Source organism: Leptospira andrefontaineae (genome assembly GCF_004770105.1).
In the GTDB taxonomy this organism is placed as follows: domain Bacteria; phylum Spirochaetota; class Leptospiria; order Leptospirales; family Leptospiraceae; genus Leptospira_B; species Leptospira_B andrefontaineae.
Genome location: NZ_RQEY01000005.1, coordinates 54,729 through 74,027 on the forward strand (window position 1 = coordinate 54,729; position 19,299 = coordinate 74,027).

Here is a 19,299-nt window from a genome sequence, read left to right on the forward strand (position 1 = left end):
TTAGGGAAAGTTTTGAGAAGGGTTAAATGGTGCCATTTTAGCATGATTGCGTGGGGTGGTGAGGAAGGTTTGCTATTTAGAATTTCCCTTTTGCTTCCTGTACAATGCAGGCGACATCCCCATAAACTTCACGAACTGGGAATGAAAAGTAGACTTCGAATTAAAACCAACAGCGAATGCGATATCTAATACCGAACTGTCTGGTTCTTCCTTTAAACGTTTGCATGCTTCTTCCACTCTATAGCGATTAATGAGTTCGTAAAAATTCATTTTATGAACTTCGTTTAAGTATCTGGAAGTTTGGTGCAGATTCAATCCAAGTTCTGCGGCCAAATCTACCAATCTTAATTCACTATCTCTGTATAAAAACTTGACCTCCAACAATTCTTTAAGTTTGAAATTCGCTGCTTCGACTTCTTTGGAGAGAAGTGGAGTGTTTTGGTATTTCTCATTTTGGATGACTTGGGTGATCTCGCTGAAAAAACTTGGATGCCTTTCTCGAACTAAGAATAGCAGAAGCACCATAATGCAGATTAGAGAAGCTCCTAGATCGAATAAATATTTGTTCTTTAGGAAGTAAGCGGTTCCTATAAGTCCGTTAGCAAATACCGGTAGAAGTAACACTAACCATACTAATTTTAATTCATACATTTCGTATCTTCTGCTGACTTTGTGATAGAGATACAGGCAGAACAGGGAATATACGGAAACCTGGATGCTTGCGACAAAACTTCCTAAATGAGCCCAATCCAATCTGAATTCTTTGGCTCCTTGTATTACTTGGGCCTTTAGTTCTGAGCTGTCTTGGGAGAAGAAGACACATTCGAAAACGGTGAATAATAACACTGGTGAAAAATGGAGTCCGTAGCGAATGAGTTTTTCTCTCGGGCTTTCTTCTTCTGTTTCTAAGAAGGAACGGATGTAGGTGTAAATCAATGGCCCGACTGATATCACGCTGGTATGTAAAAATATAAATAGATAAGGAAATTCTAATAAATCATCCTGCAGATACCAGGAATACCTGAGCAGGATGGTTCCGGTTAGGGTCATAATAAGAACCAAAATCCGATTTCCGGAGCCTGGGCGAATGATTTCCAGATAGGCGTATATAAAAGCAGCTCCGGCGCCGAACTGTAGGAATTTCAGAAAAAATATATGTAGGTATTCCATAGGTGTTGGGCTGAAAGCTATTTGATTTCGTATCCCGTTTTCTGCCAAACAGATTTGGGTCTCTGCGGGGTCTTGTCTGTTCTATTGCAATATGTCCGTTGTAGATTTGACTTTGCTATACTTCAATCACCGACTCAAGCAGGCTTGGTCGTTTCCTCTCTCCCTATGGGGAGTTGCGGAAGGGATACGAAGGGCGTTAGTCCGGGTGAAGCCCGGATGAGCGCGAATGCGCGAACCCGAAGTAGCTCGGTTCCGAACGATAGTGAGGAAGCCGCCCAAAATCCTTTTCGGAACGGTTTGTAGGAACTCCTACAAATTTTTAGGTCAAAAAGGTTCTTGTAAAAAAGGAAATTTTCTGATAAGGCAATTTAACAAGAGCCGAAATGGATACCACCGAACCGGCCCCTTCCGCAGTGACAATAGGAGCGAGGAAACGACTCCGAAGGAAGTCGGTGACCGCTAGGTCAGAAAGTGTCGTTACCGGGTACCACCGAACCGGCCCCCACCCAAAGAGGGTGGGGAGCAAATCGCCTGTAGGAGTTCCAACATCGGTAAAATTCCTTCTACAAATGTCCGATCCGATAAGTTCGGCTATCCGAACCTATGGAGGCGGTCGATACCTGAACGAATATCTGGTAAGATTGGTCCATGAATTCGGAAACATATCCTCTAGCAGTAATACAACTCAAGGGTTCCCAAGAAGAGATGGGAAGACAATTTGGCGAGATCATGAATGAGATCGGGCAGTTTGAGCCGATCTTCGATTTTTATCCTGTGATGGCCCGTAATCTTCTGTTGGGGAGTTTACCTCGTAGCAATCGGAATTTTTTGGCGAAGGGTGTGACTTCTCTTCTGGTGAATTGGATGTCCAAGAGGATGATGAAACATCGGCCGGAAGAATTTTCGGCGAGGACGATTGCAGCTCTAACTTCCGCAGGTCGTTCTGCGAAACTGGAAAAGGAACTTTTTACTATGGATTCTTTTCAGAACTCTGTTGGGTTTTTGGGAATGATCCAACTTCTTCCGGAGCTCGCACATATGAGTCCAGGTAGAAGTCCACAGATGATCCCTGCTTGCACAAGTGTTGCTGTTTGGGGAGACCAAAGTCAAGACGGTAAATTATATCATGCACGCAATTTTGATTTTCCCGGTGTAGAAGTTTGGGATAAACGTCCGATCGTTGTTTTCTGTACTCCTGAAAAAGGTTTACGTTACGGTTATATTGCATGTAGAGGCGCCGATGTTCCTGGGATCACTGCGTTCAATGAGGCAGGCCTCACAATTGCTTTCCATACTCGCTTTCATAAAAAAATAGGATTTAATGGTTTAGGTGTAATCGATTTCGGTCATAAGATTATTTCAGAAGCAAGATCGATTGAAGAAGCGGTGAGTATCGCTAAAAAACATAAGATTAATTCTACCTGGGGTTTGATCGTTACAAATCATAAGGAGAAGGGACCGAAGGCAGCGATTATAGAGACCAACTACGGTAATGTGGATGTGGTCTATCCTAATTTAGGAAAAGATCATATTGTTAATACAAATCATTACCAAAGTGAAAAATTGCAGGAAGGGGAGATCATGGCAGCCCCTGTTTTCTATCATCATTGTATCAGCCGTTTCGACCGAGCAGAGCAGCTTCTTTCTTCCCAAAAGAAGAAGAAGGGGACAAGTGTTGTAGATCTTCAGAATCTTTTGGATGATACGATCGATTGTTCCAGCGGAGAAGTTCGCACAATGGGCTCTACGATACGTCAGATCACTTCCGTTAAATCTGTCGTGATGAGTGCAGAGGCTCGTAAAATTTTTGTCTCCGTTGGCACCGCTCCTACTAGTAGCGGGCCTTATATGGAAATCCCTATGGCCTGGGGAGAACCTGGTTATAAACTTCTGGATCTTTCTGATATTAAAAAAGGTAAAGGAAAGAAGATTGCCTCTTCTAAAAATCCTAAGGTTGGATCGGCGATTCGACATTATAAAAAAGCAATGCTTATTAATGATGATCCAGGAATGGGAGGAATTGATGATATCCTTCTGGAATTACAGAAGGCAAACGAAGAATTCAAGGGTAAGGACCCGTCTATCCTCTTCTTAGAAGCAATTTTATATCTGGAAAAAGGGAATCTGAATAAGGCTTCATTCTTATTGGAACAAGCGGAAAGTTTAGAGACTTCTTCTTTCAGAAAACAGCAAAGTGCATTGTGGCTGGCAAGAACTCAGTCAGTTTTGGGTAAACAAAAGATAGCGGATCATTTCTACGATAAGATCAAAAATTCTAAAACAGAATTTTCTACTCAGGTTTGGAAACAGAAAGCGTTTCAAGACAAGGGTAAATATTCTGCGAGGAAGTTGAGACAGGTTTCTCCGAATTTTATTATCGTAGAAGCGAACGAGCTTTAAAAAAGGCGGACTTCTTCTTCTTGGAAAAAAGGAGGAGAAGTCCGTTTCTATTTAAGGACCAGCCACGCAACGAGCGCGCACGTTTGCGGATTCTGTCTTCGAGTATATATACATTTGATAGATCATTTGTGCATGGGCTGTTGTTAATGTACTATTGAACGTGGTCCCAGTCCAAGAAATGGCCGCTTGGCTGCTATTCGGGAAAATTGATAGCGGAAGGTTCGAATTTCCTATCGAAGGTTCCGATATGAAATAGGACTCTTTTATTGATGGTAGTCTCCAGTCTGTTCTGGAAGCAAAGTTTAGATTATTACAATAATCTAAAGCTTGCTGCCAATTCAGCGGGTTTGCGCTTCCCGAACAAGTTGAGTCTTCTGCTTGTCCATACGCACATTTTTTGATCAGAAGTCCTGTATTTGTTTCTTGTACCGTCCCATCTCCCAGGTCCACAAAACCCGCATTAGGAGCCCTTGAGCCGGATACACAACGGACAGGGAAGTTTGTTGTTTCATCCATAGGTGTTGCATTTCCAGCGGATGATACTAAGTATCTTCCGAAAAATGCTACTGCAGCTGTGGAGGTCCAACCACCTGCTCCTTGACCGTTTGGGAAGTAAGTGTTAGGCAGGTAGGCAGTACTTTGTGAATGGTCCGCGAGTAAGGAAGATTCTCTGGCGCTCGGTAGTCTCCAGATTCTTCCCGCAGTTGCTAAGGAATTGCAATAAGCATTAGCTGCTTGCCAATATAAACTTATGCTGGATCCGACACAGGTGGTACCATTCCATACCATTCCAAACGTACATCTTTGCCAAATCAGTCCTGAGCTTTCTTCTAGTATTGTTTCGCCCGAATCATGGATTTGAAATGCAAGAGGGGCTGGAGTATTTGTAAATTCTCCATCTTCTCCTGTTCCGGTACAGGAGCGCGTTACTCCGCTTGTATCGTAACAAGTAGTTTGGTTTGAATCGGGCAATTGAAAAGATGTTGCCGCAGGGCTTGCAGCACTCGTTAAACCCAGAAGTAGAGAAGTTTCCAGATTATATTTTTTATGTTCCGGTTCACAATTCCAAAGAATGAAGCATATAAGAAATAAAATGCTAAGGGATATCGGTTTTTTCATTTGAGAATTCCAATTTTAAGATATTCTGATTGTTTAATATATCTTAAAGGAGGGAGAGTCGGACAGGAAACGGCAAAAATAGATAAATTTTTCCCGTTAAGTTGGTATTTTTTACGTTATCCGACACCTATATCCCAAAAGAGAGATCTCAAGTTGTATCGAAATTTAGAATAAAGAAGGATCTAAAAAGAATTCTCGCTGGCTACCGATTCTCTTTCCATCCACATTCCGGAGTCCTTGATAAGCTGGACGAGCCTTTCGTCTGCTTCTTCGGAAGGAACGTTTTTGAGCACGATTTCTTTTCCGCGATATAAATGCACTTTGCCTGGGCCGGCTCCTACGTAGCCAAAATCCGCGTCCGCCATTTCTCCAGGGCCGTTTACGATACAGCCCATAACTGCGATCTTGACCCCTTTGAGATGGCCCGTTTTTTCTTTGATACGTGCAGTTGTCGTCTGTAGGTCGAATAATGTCCTTCCACAAGAAGGGCAGGAAATATATTCCGTTTTTGTTAGCCTTAATCTAGTTGCTTGCAAGATATCAAACCCAAGTTGTAAGACTGCTTCCGGTTCGCTATCGATTACCTTGATACGGAGCATGTCTCCGATCCCGTCAGTCAACATTCCGCCGATCCCGATGGAGGATTCGTATAATGCGGTTTCCATGTCAGGATATTCCGCACTAAGGAAAATCGGATAATCAAAGTCGCTGAGTATACGCGCGAGTTTTCGATAATCGTGCAATATGTGGAAGGTTTGGATAGAGAATGCTACTGATTCTATCCCTGCATTCTTGAACTCTTCCGGTAGTCCTTTTAGGCTTTCGATTTGGTAGGCTTGGACATTGAGCTCTGTGATCCCTTTTCCTTCTCTTCTATTCAAAAATTCTAATAAAGAATCTCTGTTTTGGAAATGGTGGAAAGGGTCTACTGTTACTTTAGGAAAAGGAATTAGATCTTCTAATACGTCTTCGAGTAATAATTCATTTTGTTCTACGATTATTCCCATCGGAACGGAAGAAGATTTACTAGCGGAAATACATTCTTCTCTCAGGAATTCATCGGAAGGAAGTGGCACAGAAACCATTTCCAATTCCAAGGATCTGGATCTTGCATAACTTTTTAGTGAAGAAAGACTTTGGGAAAATCCGCTTTCTGATTCGAAAGGAAGAACTGATTCGATTCGAACGGCATTATTTTCTCCAAGCGGAAGGTTTCCTATTTGGATCGGTCTGCTATAAAATCTTTGATAAGAATAAGGATTTCTGAATTCAGAATATCCGGTACTTTGTGTTTCAGGAAATCTGAGTCTATTATACTTGTCTGCGAGTAATCTTGCAACTGGGACTTCGTGGATAGGATCTTCCGTAAGAGAAACTCGGATTGTGTCTCCGAGCCCGTCTTCTAATAAGGAGCCGATACCGATTGCAGATTTGATCCTTCCATCCTTTCCATCACCCGCTTCTGTCACTCCTAGATGTAATGGATAATTCATCTGCAATTCCATAAAACGACTGCATAATAATCTATAAGCCTGAACCATTACTTGCGGATTAGAGGCTTTCATACTTACTATAATATCTTTATAAGAAAGACTTTCTGCGATCCGGATAAACTCTATCGCTGATTCCACCATTCCTTGCGGTGTGTCTCCGTATTTATTCATAATACGATCCGATAAGGAACCGTGGTTGGTCCCTATTCTCATAGAGACTCCCAACTCTTTACAACGAAGTACTAATGGACTAAATACTTCAGAGATCCTTTCCAATTCTTCTTTGTATTCAAGTTCTGTATAATCCCTGATTGCGAATTTTTTCTTATCAGCGAAGTTGCCGGGATTGATACGGACCTTCTCTACCCATTCTACGGATTTCATCGCGACACTTGGAGTAAAATGGATATCAGCAACAAGAGGAACCTTACTTCCTAACTTTTTAAGTTCCTTACGAATATTTGGCAAATTATCGGCATCCGGTTGAGAAGGAACTGTCAATCTGACGATCTCACATCCAGCTGCTTCTAATTCTAAAATTTGTCTGACCGAGTTTTCCGTATCTCTTGTATCCGCAGTGATCATGGATTGGATACGGATTGGATTATTTCCACCGATCCCAACATCTCCTACTTTTACCTCTCTGGTTCTACGACGTTGGTAAGAGAATGGAGAATGATTGTATCGGAAGTTCATGAGTGCTCTCTAGTTCCATTAAGAAGGGCCCGAATCACTTGTCATTTAGGATTTTTCCCGAATAAGCCCGAATCTGAAAGGTTTTTGGGGATTTGTAGCAGATCCTAACTCGAGATATAACAGCCAAAAGGGCGGGCAAATTGAATAAATTGACTGGAAAAGCGGAATAAGCAGGATTGCAGGAACCCAATATGAATCTACTGAAACGTTTTATTGCCAAAATAGAATCTCCGGAAGAGGCAGAGTTTTTGCTAAATTTTTCTTCTTATATTTTGTTTTTGATCGGGTTTCTACAGAGTATTCTTTTCTTCTTTCTTCTGGGATCTTTTAGGAACTTCTATATGGATGTTCTCCTTATTTTTATTTTCGGGATTGTGATCCGATTTTCCAGAAGTAGGGTTTCCGTTATTCTTCTTTGTATTTATTCTTTGATCATTCTTGCTGGCACAACACTGACTTGGTTTGGGATCGCTGCGGGTGGTGGGAATAATATATTTCTGGCATTACTGTTACTTCTTCTTTCTGTTCGTACTGCCCAGGTAAGTTTTCAATTTCATAAACTTACAGATACCAAACTTGTTTGGAAGAATATTTTGATCCGTCATCTGATCGCGATCGGTTTTGCATTTATACTTTCTTCTTCTTTATTTATTTCTTTTATAATGATCTCTAAATTTTTAGGGATCACTGAAATGAGCAGTCTTTATGGCGAGATCATTTTCGAATCTCTTCCTATCTCTTATATTCTTCTTTTACTTCCGGGGCTTCCTTGGGCTAAAAAAAGAAGAATGTATACTATCTCCGAAAATCCTTCCTGAATTCCGGTCTATATTCAGTTTTTTGAACGCGTTTTGGATAGAAGGTCCGCTGTAGCGAACGTTACGGTAATTTTGAGCTTTTGCTCACTTTTTTTCTGAGAAGATCAAAAAATCTAAAAATAAGATCATCACGGTTTGTTGAGCTAATAACTGGCCGGGGAATCTATATAAACACATAACGTTGTGATTTGGCCGAAGTTTTGATACCAAAGCATTCGATCAATCCGTATAACAGACGTTTGTTCCTCGATTTGTGTCGTTCATTCCGAATGACTCTGAGAATTTTTTAAATAACTCGGAAAAATATACCAGGGACGAGCTGATTGGGAAAAATATTAGATGGGAATCTTAATGAAGTTCTTAAATAGAAAACAACGTTTTATAAAGATCTTACCGGTGCTCGGGATCTTTTGCGTTTTATATTGTTCCGAAGATGCAAAAAGTATCGCGGAACTTACTGCTGCAGCAAAGGCGGTTTTAGATGGAGTTGCGGCTCCTGTTCCAGTTCCTCCTGGAAATCCTGCTCCTCCGGGACAGCCTGAGAATGCACCGGATCTTCAAGATTCTACGATTACAAGTTTTGATATTTCAAATGAAAGTGAGCTTAGCTTTATCGGGTTGTTCTCTATTCAGTCGATAGACTTTGTTTTACCGGTTCATGACAATACGACTATTTCTGCATTCATTGGTGGAAGAAGTATGGCTCTTACTCCGGAGAATACGGTTATAAATTCATTCTCCCATTGGACTGTAACTGCAGGGCAGCTTGCACAACCTGGAGCTAATCCTCCGGCTTTAGTCGGGCCTGTGGATCGAAAATTAAAGATCTTGATAGTAGCAAGGAATGAATTCGGGATTTCTTCCAAAGTAAAACAATTAGGGCAGGGGCACTTTTGCACAGGGGCGGCTGCACTTCCTGCGACCGTCGGAAATTGTAACCCTGTCTGCGGAAAGGCTTCCTTGAATGGAGATATCGTAGAGTTTAAATCCGAATTCACGGTCTCTGTAAATACTTCCACTTATTTGTATACAGATGTATCAGCTGCTCAGCCTATCTCTTTTTCTATTCCAGCAGTTCCCCTTGGGTTGTTTGAAAAATTTGATCCGATTGCTTCCGGGACTTATAGCGCTACGACAAGTTTGAATCGAAATAATTTTGACTATATGTGTGTGGAAATGGCGACTTATTCTTATGTGGATGATCCGTTTCAGGACTATTTTGTCCGCGGAAAAGTGACCATTCCTTGATCTTGATGCGAATACGAATTTTAGAAAATTTTAATGTTTCTTCGGTATTTATGAAAAGATTATTTTTATTTGTTTTGGTATTTAATTTTTCTTTTTTCGCAGGATGTTCTTCCGAAGAGGGAGGCTTTGATCCAGTTTCTGCACTTCTTGCTGTAATTTCTCCGGGATCTTCCGGTCCGGGAGAAAATCCTCCTCCAGGAGAGGCAGGAACTCCAGCATGGGTAAGTGCGTCTGATGCAGTATTCAGTGATAAGGTGGAGATCCGTTGGGATCCGGTGCCTGCTCAAGAGTATCGCGTTTTTAGAAAGTCAATATTCGAAACATCTTTTCAACAGATTGGTTCAGTGACTGATCCTATTTTTTCGGATACGGTTTCCAATTCCCAAAGTTTATTTCAGTATGCGATCCAGGTTGTGGATCTAGAAGGTAAAATTTCTCCGATCAGTATTTTTGATACTGGGACTGTGGGATTTAATTCTTCTTGTTCTACAAAATTAAATTCTCTTGGAGGAGGAACTTCTCTTTATTCCAGGTTTAAGAATGGTTTTCCTGGAACTGCGATTTCTGTTTCTTCCTTCGGAAACTCTGTGCTTGTTGCAAGCGGATCGAATGTATATTTACTGAATGTGAATGGTGATATGATCGGGGTTTGGACTGGGATCTCACCTAAGGCAATAGTTGTGGATTCTTCTAATCGTATTTTTGCTTTGGCAGGAATGAAAATATTCGAACTAAATTCGGATTGTTCCCAAACAAGTTTGATTGATCTACCTGCTGATTCTGTGCCTAAGGACCTCGCGTTGGATACTTCAGGAAATTTGTATATTAGCGAAGCGAATTTTGATACTGGGACAGATCGTATTTTCAAATATTCTTCTGCGGGAAATTTGCTTAAGACTTGGGATCTTCCTGGAACATTCAGAGAACCGTATGCGATCTATATCCATCCTTCTGATAATAGTTTGTTAGTTGCAGATAATTCTTCCTTTGATTTGTTCCAATACGATATTACGGGCGACACTCCCGTTCAACTCGCCTCTAAACAAATTACTGTGGGTCAGATCATTGATATGACCATGAGCGGGAATCAGATCCTTGTAGCTATCCAGCGGAATTCCTTTCCGGACAACGGACCTTACCTTGTACGATTCCATAGCGGAATGTCTGGCGGATCAGTGACTATGAAGATCAATCCTTCTGGACCTTCTACCATCCAAAGTATTGCAACAGATAATCGTAATGGAAATATTTTTGCAGTCGATACTGAAAGATCTTCTATCCTTTCCTGTGCTGCTCCCATCTTTACCAATTGCGATCCCAATTTAATCGGAATTTCTCCTTTAAGAATCGTTAGAGATGAGAAGAAAAATTTTTACATTCTTCATGCAACAAAACAGATCACTAAACTGAATCCGAACGGCTCTCATATTTCCGGTTTTGTTTTACCTTCTTTCCAAGGGTCATCTGTGCAAGGCTCGGATCTGGAAATCGATGGTGACTTCTTATATATTTCAGGCAGGAATTCTTCGGATACAAGGGTTTTAATAAAAGTTAAAACGGATTTTACCGGGGTGACTACTCGGGCGCTTCCTGCAAATTCATTTGTTCCTTTTGCGAATATCGCCGTAACGGGCGGAAAAGTGTTCAGTGATTTTGTAGATCTTGGAGAAGAAGATTCTTTTACTTATTTAAATTTCTCTTCTATTAATGGGGGAGGGGATGGCAATTATTTAGATAATTCTTATAGAGAATCTTTCATCATGAATACTATAGATTTAGAGACGGACTACGCTGGAAATTTCTATCATATGCTGATCGGATTTGGGGATACTGATATCCACACTTCTATCTCTAAATTTAATTCCAATACTTTAGAATGGAATAATTTAGTCCAATCAGCGACGACACCTTTCCAACAGATCACAACCGATAAGTCAGGGAATTTATATACCTTGGAAGGAACTTCTAATAATGGATATAAGATATTTAAAAGAGACGGCAACTTTACTGAGTTGAATCAAATATCTATACCTACGAACCAGATCTCCACTGGAGCGTTTTATGTTTCCGATACAGGTGATACTTCTTTCCTTGCAACTCCTTGGAGTTTGCACAAAATTATGTTACCTTGATTTGGTTTCACGCCAAGGCGCCAAGGGAAGAAGGTCTTTTTGTTAAACCTTTGTGATCTTAGCGGCTTCGCGTGAGACTGTGTTGTAGGAATTCCAACATCGTGTTACTACTACTTGTTGGAGTTCCTACATGCCGGCGTAGACCCTCTTACCCTCCGTGCCTTTGTGCGAAACTTTCGCGTGAAAAACGAAACGTATCGACCTATTCTAAATTTTCCAAAAGTAAAAAAATTCTAATTCCCAAATTTGAGATCGGGGGGTGCAAAATCCGATACTTTGGTTATAGAAAGTCTGGAAAGATTTTCGAAACAAAGGGCCTCGGCATGGAATTTCTGGAACCAAAAGACCTGACGGAAAATAAATCCTACCGGATCCGCCTAACTGTTGCCATCTATAGAAATAATATTCTATCTTATAAGAATGATATAGTAGTTCCTTCGGTTTATATGAGAAGGAATGAAGCGAGAGCTCATATCCGCAAAGAAGTGACAGAACGTCTGGCACATTCTTCTTTTTTCCGTTCTCCTCGTCCCGATTATGATCTGGTCCGCTATTCTGAAGAAGCAACCTGTAACACATTCTTGAGATACAGGATTATCAGCGGAAGTCCTACGGAAGAAACTTTACCTAAGACTGTTTAAGAAGGATTCGTAACTTAATTGTCTTGAATTCCGGTCTAGGGTTGTAAAAACTTGACTGCGAATCCGGATTATGGCAGGCCAAGACAAAAAGGTCATAGAAAAAAATTCCCATGGAGAGTACGTTCTAACCGCGTACGGGGAATTTTTAAGTTATTTCCATACTCATATCCAACTTTTCGGGACATTGATCTCTGCTAAAAAAATTCCCGCAAAAGAACAAGAAGCTCTCAAAGCAAAACTTCGCTCTTATATTTCCAGTAACGTCCAAAAGACGGATCATTTTTTCGATCAGCTCCCTCAGTTTGCTCAATTCCTAGGAATGGGTTCCCAAGAACTTTCTTCTTATATGAATAGAAACTTCTTGGGTGCCTTGAATAAGATAAAAACCAAACTTATTGAACAAGAGTCCGTTGCAGAACAAACTCCTCGTAAGAAAAAATATTCTAAGATATCCGAAGAGATCTTAGAAGGACTCGGATTTACTTTCCCAGCAGGGCATAGATTTGAATCGGAAGAAGGAATGATCTATCTGGTAGAGATCTCTACCGGTAAAAAAAGAGAAGCTGCTGCTCTGGGTGAAGTTGCAAGAGAGACTGCGGCAGCCGGTGCAGCTGCAAGACCTATCCCGGTTCCCGTCCGCAAAGGCCCTGAGACCCCGATCCTAGAAGAAATATTAAAAAAATATGGTGAACTATTCTCCGGTAAACCTTTGATCATGAAGGTAGAAGAATTGGAAGAAGATGATTCTCCAGTCCAAATGGGAGAGGATATCCTTTCAGATGTAGAGGATCTTCATTTCGACGGGGACTTTGGGGGAGATTCTCCTAGCTTCTCCGAACCACCTGTAAGTATTCCATTTTCGAAATATATGGATCAGGTAGGAAAGGTCCGGGTTTTCCAAAAAGCAGGACAACTGGAAGAATACAAACGTTGGGTAGCTTCTTTACCTGTAGAGGAAAACGCACTTGTTCAATTACAAACTTCACTTTTGAAAGAATCCAGGGGAGAAGTAGTGGAATGGGATGGAACTCTAGGCCAGCTTGGAACTCGCACTGGTCTTTCCGAATCCAGGCTCAGAAAAGTATTGGAACTAGGGCGGGATTTTTTCCGTATCAGAAATCAATTAGAAGCTTCTTGGAATAAAGCAAGGACCGCAAGTCCTGCTGTAGCTGAACTTGTAAAAAAAGCATGGCCTCATATTCTAAGAGTCATGGATGAATATCCCGATTTCACACAGATCAAAGGAAAGATGGACCAACTTCTTTCTCGCATCCCTGATGCAAGCCAAAGGAAAATCCTGACTGATCTATTCCTGAACCCGGTTCTCTCTATTCGTAGGAATTAGTGTCGCACAGAGGCCACGGAGAACACAGAGGGATTTTATTTATTCCATCTTATCTCTGTGAACTCAGTGCTCTCCGTGCGAAATAAAAAGTTCTGATCTTCAATCTAGTACCGAATCTTTCAAGACGACACTGCTTCCATCTTCTTTTTTGATCTGCCAAAAAAGAAAACTAGAGGAGAGAGTGATTATTCCCATACAAGCGAATGTGCTTCTAAACGCTAAAAGCATATTGTCCGGATCCTGACCGAATAGATCTCTGAAAGCATCCAAGGCTCCAGCCGCGCAGGCGACTCCCATTCCCATGGCCAACATCTGTACCATGGAAAGCATCGTGTTTCCACTGCTAGTAAATTCCCCGTTCAGATCTTTCAAAGTAAGAGTGTTCATTGCGGTGAATTGGAAAGAGTTAAATGCTCCAAAGCAGAATAATTGAAAAGAAAAGATCCACCAGTTTTCTGAAGAGTTTAGCCAGAAAAAGCTGCTCATGCTTAGGCCTATTAGTAAGGTATTAGTTACTAAAACTTTCCTATAACCTAATTTATAGATTAATAATGGAGCAAATCTTTTTATCCCTATACCTGCGATCGCCATCGGCAAAATCATTAGGCCTGCTTTAAACGGAGAATATCCTACATTTACTTGTAAGAATAATGGGACTAAGAACGGCATACTGGAACTTCCGAGCCTAGAGAATAAATTTCCCAGAAGGCCGATACTTAATGTAGGGATAGAAAAAATCCGGGGAGAAAAAAGTGGGGCAGAAGTTCTGGCAGCGTGGATCCAATAAGCTGCGATACTTGCGAGTCCGAATATGGTAAGAAGAATGACTCCTGCCTTTTGCAAACCCAAACTAGACCCTGCATCCAATGCCAAAGAAAAAGTAACCATGCCGAATGCCAGAAGCAGATATCCTTTCAGATCGAATACGGATGCATTCTGGATTGGATTTCCTTTCATATAGATGGAAGATGCAATGATCCCTACAAGACCAACCGGAAGATTGATCAGAAAGATCCAATGCCAGGAAGCCTTCTCCACTAACCATCCGCCCAAAACGGGACCTACCAATGGACCGATCAAGCCTGGGATCGCCACAAAACTGATCGCTTGCAAAAATTGATCCTGGGGAATAGAACGAAGAAGTGCTAGACGGCCTACTGGGAGTAAAAGTGCTCCTCCAACTCCTTGTAAAATCCTAGAAAGAACAAGCTGGGTTAAATTCTGAGAAAGGGCACAGAATAGAGAGCCTAGGGCGAATAAGGATAAGGCACCGATAAAAACTTGTCGTATTCCGAATTTGTCGGAAATCCAGCCGGAAGCTGGAATGATCATTGCCATCGTAAGAAGATAGGCGACCACTACTGATTGCATTCTCAAAGGGCTTGCATCTAAATTTTTTGCGATCGCAGGCAGAGCTGTGTTGACGATCGTCCCGTCCAGAGTCTGCATAAAAAAGCCGCAGGCCACGAGCCAGAGTAATGCCTTAGACCCTTTCGATTCTTCTGTCATTGGAACTTAGACATTGATATAAGCCGTATATATGCGATTTGGCTCTGGATTCCTTTAAAAAGATCGTTTTCAAACTAGGCACTCGCAAATTTACTGGTCTAAGAATCGGACATTTGCTACAAAATTCAGCCAAACATCGCGTGGGTGGGGGTTTCCTCTGTCCGTGGACCAAGGCAAGAGCAGTGTCCCGGATTTACTATCAACCCTAAAGAGGAACCTTAGCGGATGTTAAACCTTGACGAACAGTTGCGGATCCAAAAGTACTTGGAGGAAAACGGTCTATATGACAAGTCCTTCGAGCGCGATAACTGCGGAGTAGGCTTCGTCGCTTCTTATAAGGGCGAGTCCAATCACCGAGTTGTATCAATGGGTTTGAAGGCGGTCGCATGCCTTACCCACCGCGGAGCCGTAGATGCAGATATGCAAACCGGAGACGGCGCCGGGATCATGATCCGTATTCCTAAAAAACTGTTTGCGAAGTACATCGAAGAGATGGGCCATAGACGCCCTGACGAAGATTCTATCGGTGTGGGGATGGTGTTCCTACCACGCGAGGACATAGACAAACAAGATGTTTGCCGAAGCCTCATTGAATCAGCACTTATGCAATTTAACTTCAAGCTGTATGCTTGGAGATATGTTCCTGTAAATCCTGAGGTTTTAGGACCTAAGGCAAATGCTTCTCGTCCTCAGATCGAACAAGTATTGATCGGAAAACCGGATGGGATGTCCAACGAGGATTTCGAGACTAAATTATTCCTGATCCAGAAGAAAGTGATGAGAGATGCGCTCAAACTATCCATGAGCGAGGACTTCTATATTTGTTCCTTCTCTTCCGAAAGAATCACATTCAAAGGATTATTTAATGGAAACCAGGTCTCTCAATTTTATGAGGATCTAAAAAGTGAGGAGATGGTTTCTCCTTATTGTATCTTCCACCAAAGATATTCCACCAACACATTCCCAAGTTGGGCATTAGCTCAACCTTTCCGTGTACTTGCGCATAACGGAGAGATCAATACAATCGTTGGAAACAGGATCTGGATGCTCGCAAGGGAAGAAGAACTTACCTGTGAAAAATGGGGAGAATTCCAAAAAGAGATCCATCCGATCATCAGACCTCATTTATCCGACTCTGCAAGTTTAGATAATGCTATGGAAGCGATCGTACGTTCCGGTAAAGACGTACTTCACGCTAAAGCGATGCTTATTCCGAATGCATGGAGTAAGAACGTTCAAATGTCCGAAGGACTGAAATCGTTCTACGAGTATAATAACACTTTGACCGAACCGTGGGACGGACCTGCTGCGCTTGCTTTTGCAGAAGGAGACTGGGTCGGTGGAAGTTTAGATAGAAACGGACTTCGCCCTGCGAGATATGTGATCACTGAAGACGGACTCGTGGTAATGGGTTCCGAAACCGGTTTAGTTCATATCGATGAAGAGATCATTACCAAAAAGGGAAGATTAGGACCGGGCGATATGCTCGCTATCAACCTGAAAGAAGGAAAGGTCTATTTTAACGAAGATGTAAACGCGTTATTCGAGAAAAAATACGATTATAGAGAATGGTCCAAAGAGAATGTAGAATATCTGGACCAAACTATCGACGAATCCATCGCTAAAACTATAACTTATAGTGGGGACGAGTTAAGAAGAAGACAGATCTTATTCGCCTATTCTCCATACAAACAAAAAGCGGTAATCAAACCTCAGGCGATCGCTGGTAAAGAAGCAATCGGTTCCATGGGAGATGATACTCCTTTGTCTATCTTGATGCTTTCTCGTATCGGATTGTATACATACTTCCGCCAGAGATTTGCGCAAGTTACAAATCCACCGATCGACTATCTAAGAGAGAAGGGAGTGACTTCTCTTTACACTCGTCTTGTTAAAAAGACAAATCTTTTCGCGGACGAAAAACCTCAGAACTGTCTAGTACTTTCTCATCCTTACCTGACTAATCTTGGATTACAAAGGATCAGGGATAAGGACGGAAAACAATATAAAGTCGTTACCTTGGATGCTACTTTTGAAGCTCATCATGAGGAAGGCGCTGCCAGAAATTATCTAGAACTTGCATTGGATCAGTTACTTGCCGATGCGGTAAAAGCTGCGGAATCAGGAGTTAATATCCTAATTCTTTCTGATAAAAAACTGAATAAAGATCGCGCACCTATTCCAATGGAACTCGCGGTGGCAGCAGTTCATAACCACTTGATCCGTAACAAAAAACGCGCGGCTACAAGCATTCTTGTGGAAACAGGATCTGCATTCGAAATCCATAATGTGGCTGTTCTACTTGGATACGGAGCTTCCGGAGTGAACAGTTATCTGATCTGGGACACTCTTCATGACTTATGGTCCAAAGGTGACTTTGATGCAGAAGACGGAACTCGTCCTTCTTTTGCTTCTCTTTGCACAAACTACCGTGCGGGGGTGGACGACGGACTTCTGAAAATCATGTCCAAGATGGGAATTTCCATCATGTCCTCTTATGTGGGTGGACAGGTATTCGAAGCGATCGGACTTTCTCGAACTCTGATCTCTAAATACTTCCCAGGTACTTATTCCAGAATTTCCGGGATCGGTATCGGTGGTATAGAGCAGAATATTCTTCGTAACCACGACTCTGCATTTAATAAAGAGATCAACCCGGAAGACTTTGTCTCCGAGAAGGACGACCAACCTCATAGATGGTCCCCTAAAGTAGTAAAATTCATCCGTAAGGCTGCGGTTGATAATGACTACGAAGCATTCTTAGAAGCTTCTAAATTAATGGAAGAAAGTGATCCGATCAATATCCGAGATCTATTCGATTTCGTAGATCGTGCACCTGTTCCTATTGAAGAAGTGGAAACTGTTTCTGAGATCCAAAAACGTTTCTTAACTCCGGGTATGAGCCACGGTGCTCTTTCCATAGAGGCTCACACTGACCTTGCCGTAGCAATGAACCGTTTGGGAGCAAAGTCTTCCTCCGGAGAAGGTGGAGAAAGTCCATCTCGTTACGTTGTAGATGAGAAGGGAGACCTCGCGAACTCTTCTATCAAGCAGGTAGCTTCCGGAAGATTCGGGGTAACTTCAGAATATCTGAACTCTGCAAAAGAGTTGGAGATCAAGATCGCTCAAGGAGCAAAACCTGGAGAAGGTGGACAACTTCCAGGTAAGAAGAACAATGAGGAGATCGCGACGAACCGTCACACTCCTCAGGGAATCGATCTGATCTCTCCTCCACCTCACCACGATATTTATTCTATCGAGGACTTGTCTCAGTTGATCTACGACTTGAAACAAGCTAACCATACTGCTCAAGTATCAGTTAAACTGGTATCGGAAGCTGGAGTGGGAACGATTGCTGCGGGTGTTGCAAAAGCAAACGCAGATGTGATCTTGATCTCAGGACATGTGGGAGGAACCGGAGCGGCTTCCCTTACTTCTATCAAACATGCCGGATCTCCTTGGGAATTAGGTCTTTCTGAAACACATCAAGTTTTAGTAATGAATGGATTGAGAGATAGAGTTGTTCTTCGTACTGACGGTGGTATTGTTTCCGGAAGGGACGTGATCATCGCTGCATGTTTAGGTGCAGAAGAGTATGGAATTGGAACGGCTTCTCTCGTAGCATTAGGTTGTATCATGGCAAGAAAATGTCATTTGAATAACTGTCCTACAGGAATTGCTACCCAAGATCCTAAGTTCAGAGCAAAATATAAAGGATCTCCCGATCAAGTTGCTACTCTGATGACACTTCTTGCAATGGAAGTTCGTGAGTATCTTGCGAAGTTAGGATTCCGCTCTATGGACGAGATCGTCGGAAGAACAGACCTTCTGAAACAAATTACACGTTATGAGCAAGACCGTTTAGATTCTTTGGACTTGAACCCGATTCTTGTCCGTCTTCCTCTTCTTTACGATCCTAAGAAGAAAAAAGACAGATTCGTTAGAAGAGAATCTGTCGGAGAAGTTCTGGATGATCGTATCTTGAAAGATGCGGAACCTGCGTTAGAAGGAAAAACTTCCATGTCACTTTCTTATTCTGTGAAGAATACGAACAGGACCGTGGGAGCAAAAGTTTCCGGAATTATCGCGCGTAAATACGGATCCAAAGGTCTTCCTGGAAAACTGGAAATCATTCTGGAAGGAACTGCTGGTCAGTCCTTAGGAGCATGGCTCGTGAAAGGAGTGCAGATCACTCTCCACGGGGACGCAAACGACTATGTAGGAAAAGGACTCTGCGGTGGAACAATCGTGATCCGTAAACATAGACGTTCCAAACTGAAAGCTTATGAGAACGTGATCATCGGCAATACTTGTCTTTACGGTGCTACCTCCGGAAAACTTTTCAGCTCCGGTAGAGCTGGAGAAAGATTCGGAGTTAGAAACTCCGGAGCAGACGCAGTAGTAGGCGGAGCAGGTGACCACTTCTTAGAATACATGACAAGCGGGACTATCGTCTGTTTGGGAACAGTTGGTAAGAACATGGGTGCCGGTATGACCGGAGGAAGTGCTTACTTCTTCCAAAAGGACTGGGAATTGGAGCCTTTAATCAATAAAGAATACGTGAAAATCGTGGATCTTGAAAATGAAGATTACGATATCATAAAGTCTTTGATTACTGAACACACTAAGTTAACCGGATCTGAACTTTCAGAAGAGATCTTGAAAACTTGGGATGCTTCTAAAAAATATTTCGTGAAAGTTACTCCTAAGTAAAGTAACTCAAGAATT

General features: G+C 42.1%; 11 protein-coding genes. 7 read left to right on the forward strand and 4 right to left on the reverse strand.

The features are described from left to right. Positions 1 to 72 precede the first annotated feature (72 nt). Entirely contained in the window at positions 73 to 1,170 is a 1,098-nt protein-coding gene (locus EHO65_RS02085) for an AraC family transcriptional regulator (protein ID WP_135772968.1), read from the reverse strand. Positions 1,171 to 1,818: 648 nt separating this feature from the next. Here EHO65_RS02085 and EHO65_RS02090 point away from each other — a divergent pair. Beyond that, a complete protein-coding gene (locus EHO65_RS02090) occupies positions 1,819 to 3,570 on the forward strand; it encodes a C45 family autoproteolytic acyltransferase/hydrolase (RefSeq protein WP_135772562.1) in 1,752 nt (583 codons plus the stop codon). A 51-nt stretch (positions 3,571 to 3,621) separates the two neighbouring features. Here EHO65_RS02090 and EHO65_RS02095 read toward each other — a convergent pair whose 3' ends face one another. Further along, entirely contained in the window at positions 3,622 to 4,689 is a 1,068-nt protein-coding gene (locus tag EHO65_RS02095; protein ID WP_135772563.1) for an Lcl C-terminal domain-containing protein, read from the reverse strand. 182 nt (positions 4,690 to 4,871) lie between these two features. Beyond that, on the reverse strand, positions 4,872 to 6,878 hold the full coding sequence (gene ispG / locus EHO65_RS02100) for a (E)-4-hydroxy-3-methylbut-2-enyl-diphosphate synthase (protein WP_135772564.1): 2,007 nt from the start codon (positions 6,876 to 6,878) through the stop codon (positions 4,872 to 4,874). Positions 6,879 to 7,069: 191 nt separating this feature from the next. Between ispG and EHO65_RS02105 the strand changes: the two genes are divergently transcribed. From EHO65_RS02105 to EHO65_RS02125, 5 genes are all read left to right on the forward strand, one after another. Then, complete coding sequence (locus EHO65_RS02105) at positions 7,070 to 7,696, forward strand: hypothetical protein (RefSeq protein ID WP_244243405.1); 627 nt, start codon at positions 7,070 to 7,072, stop codon at positions 7,694 to 7,696. Between the two features lie 351 nt (positions 7,697 to 8,047). After that, entirely contained in the window at positions 8,048 to 8,944 is an 897-nt protein-coding gene (locus EHO65_RS02110; RefSeq protein ID WP_135772566.1) for a hypothetical protein, read from the forward strand. A gap of 50 nt (positions 8,945 to 8,994) precedes the next feature. Further along, the gene (locus tag EHO65_RS02115) at positions 8,995 to 11,076 is read left to right on the forward strand and encodes an NHL repeat-containing protein (RefSeq protein ID WP_244243406.1); all 2,082 of its coding nucleotides are present in this window, start codon (positions 8,995 to 8,997) and stop codon (positions 11,074 to 11,076) included. A 323-nt stretch (positions 11,077 to 11,399) separates the two neighbouring features. Continuing rightward, the gene (locus tag EHO65_RS02120) at positions 11,400 to 11,717 is read left to right on the forward strand and encodes a hypothetical protein (protein ID WP_008592154.1); all 318 of its coding nucleotides are present in this window, start codon (positions 11,400 to 11,402) and stop codon (positions 11,715 to 11,717) included. A gap of 70 nt (positions 11,718 to 11,787) precedes the next feature. After that, a complete protein-coding gene (locus tag EHO65_RS02125) occupies positions 11,788 to 13,062 on the forward strand; it encodes a hypothetical protein (protein WP_135772567.1) in 1,275 nt (424 codons plus the stop codon). Between the two features lie 99 nt (positions 13,063 to 13,161). Here the strand turns inward: EHO65_RS02125 and mdtD are convergent, their stop codons facing one another. Next, positions 13,162 to 14,571, reverse strand: a complete 1,410-nt coding sequence (gene mdtD / locus EHO65_RS02130; RefSeq protein ID WP_135772568.1) for a multidrug transporter subunit MdtD — start codon at positions 14,569 to 14,571, stop codon at positions 13,162 to 13,164. Between the two features lie 225 nt (positions 14,572 to 14,796). Here mdtD and gltB point away from each other — a divergent pair, with 225 nt between their 5' ends. Continuing rightward, the gene (gltB, locus tag EHO65_RS02135) at positions 14,797 to 19,284 is read left to right on the forward strand and encodes a glutamate synthase large subunit (RefSeq protein ID WP_135772569.1); all 4,488 of its coding nucleotides are present in this window, start codon (positions 14,797 to 14,799) and stop codon (positions 19,282 to 19,284) included. Positions 19,285 to 19,299 lie beyond the last annotated feature (15 nt).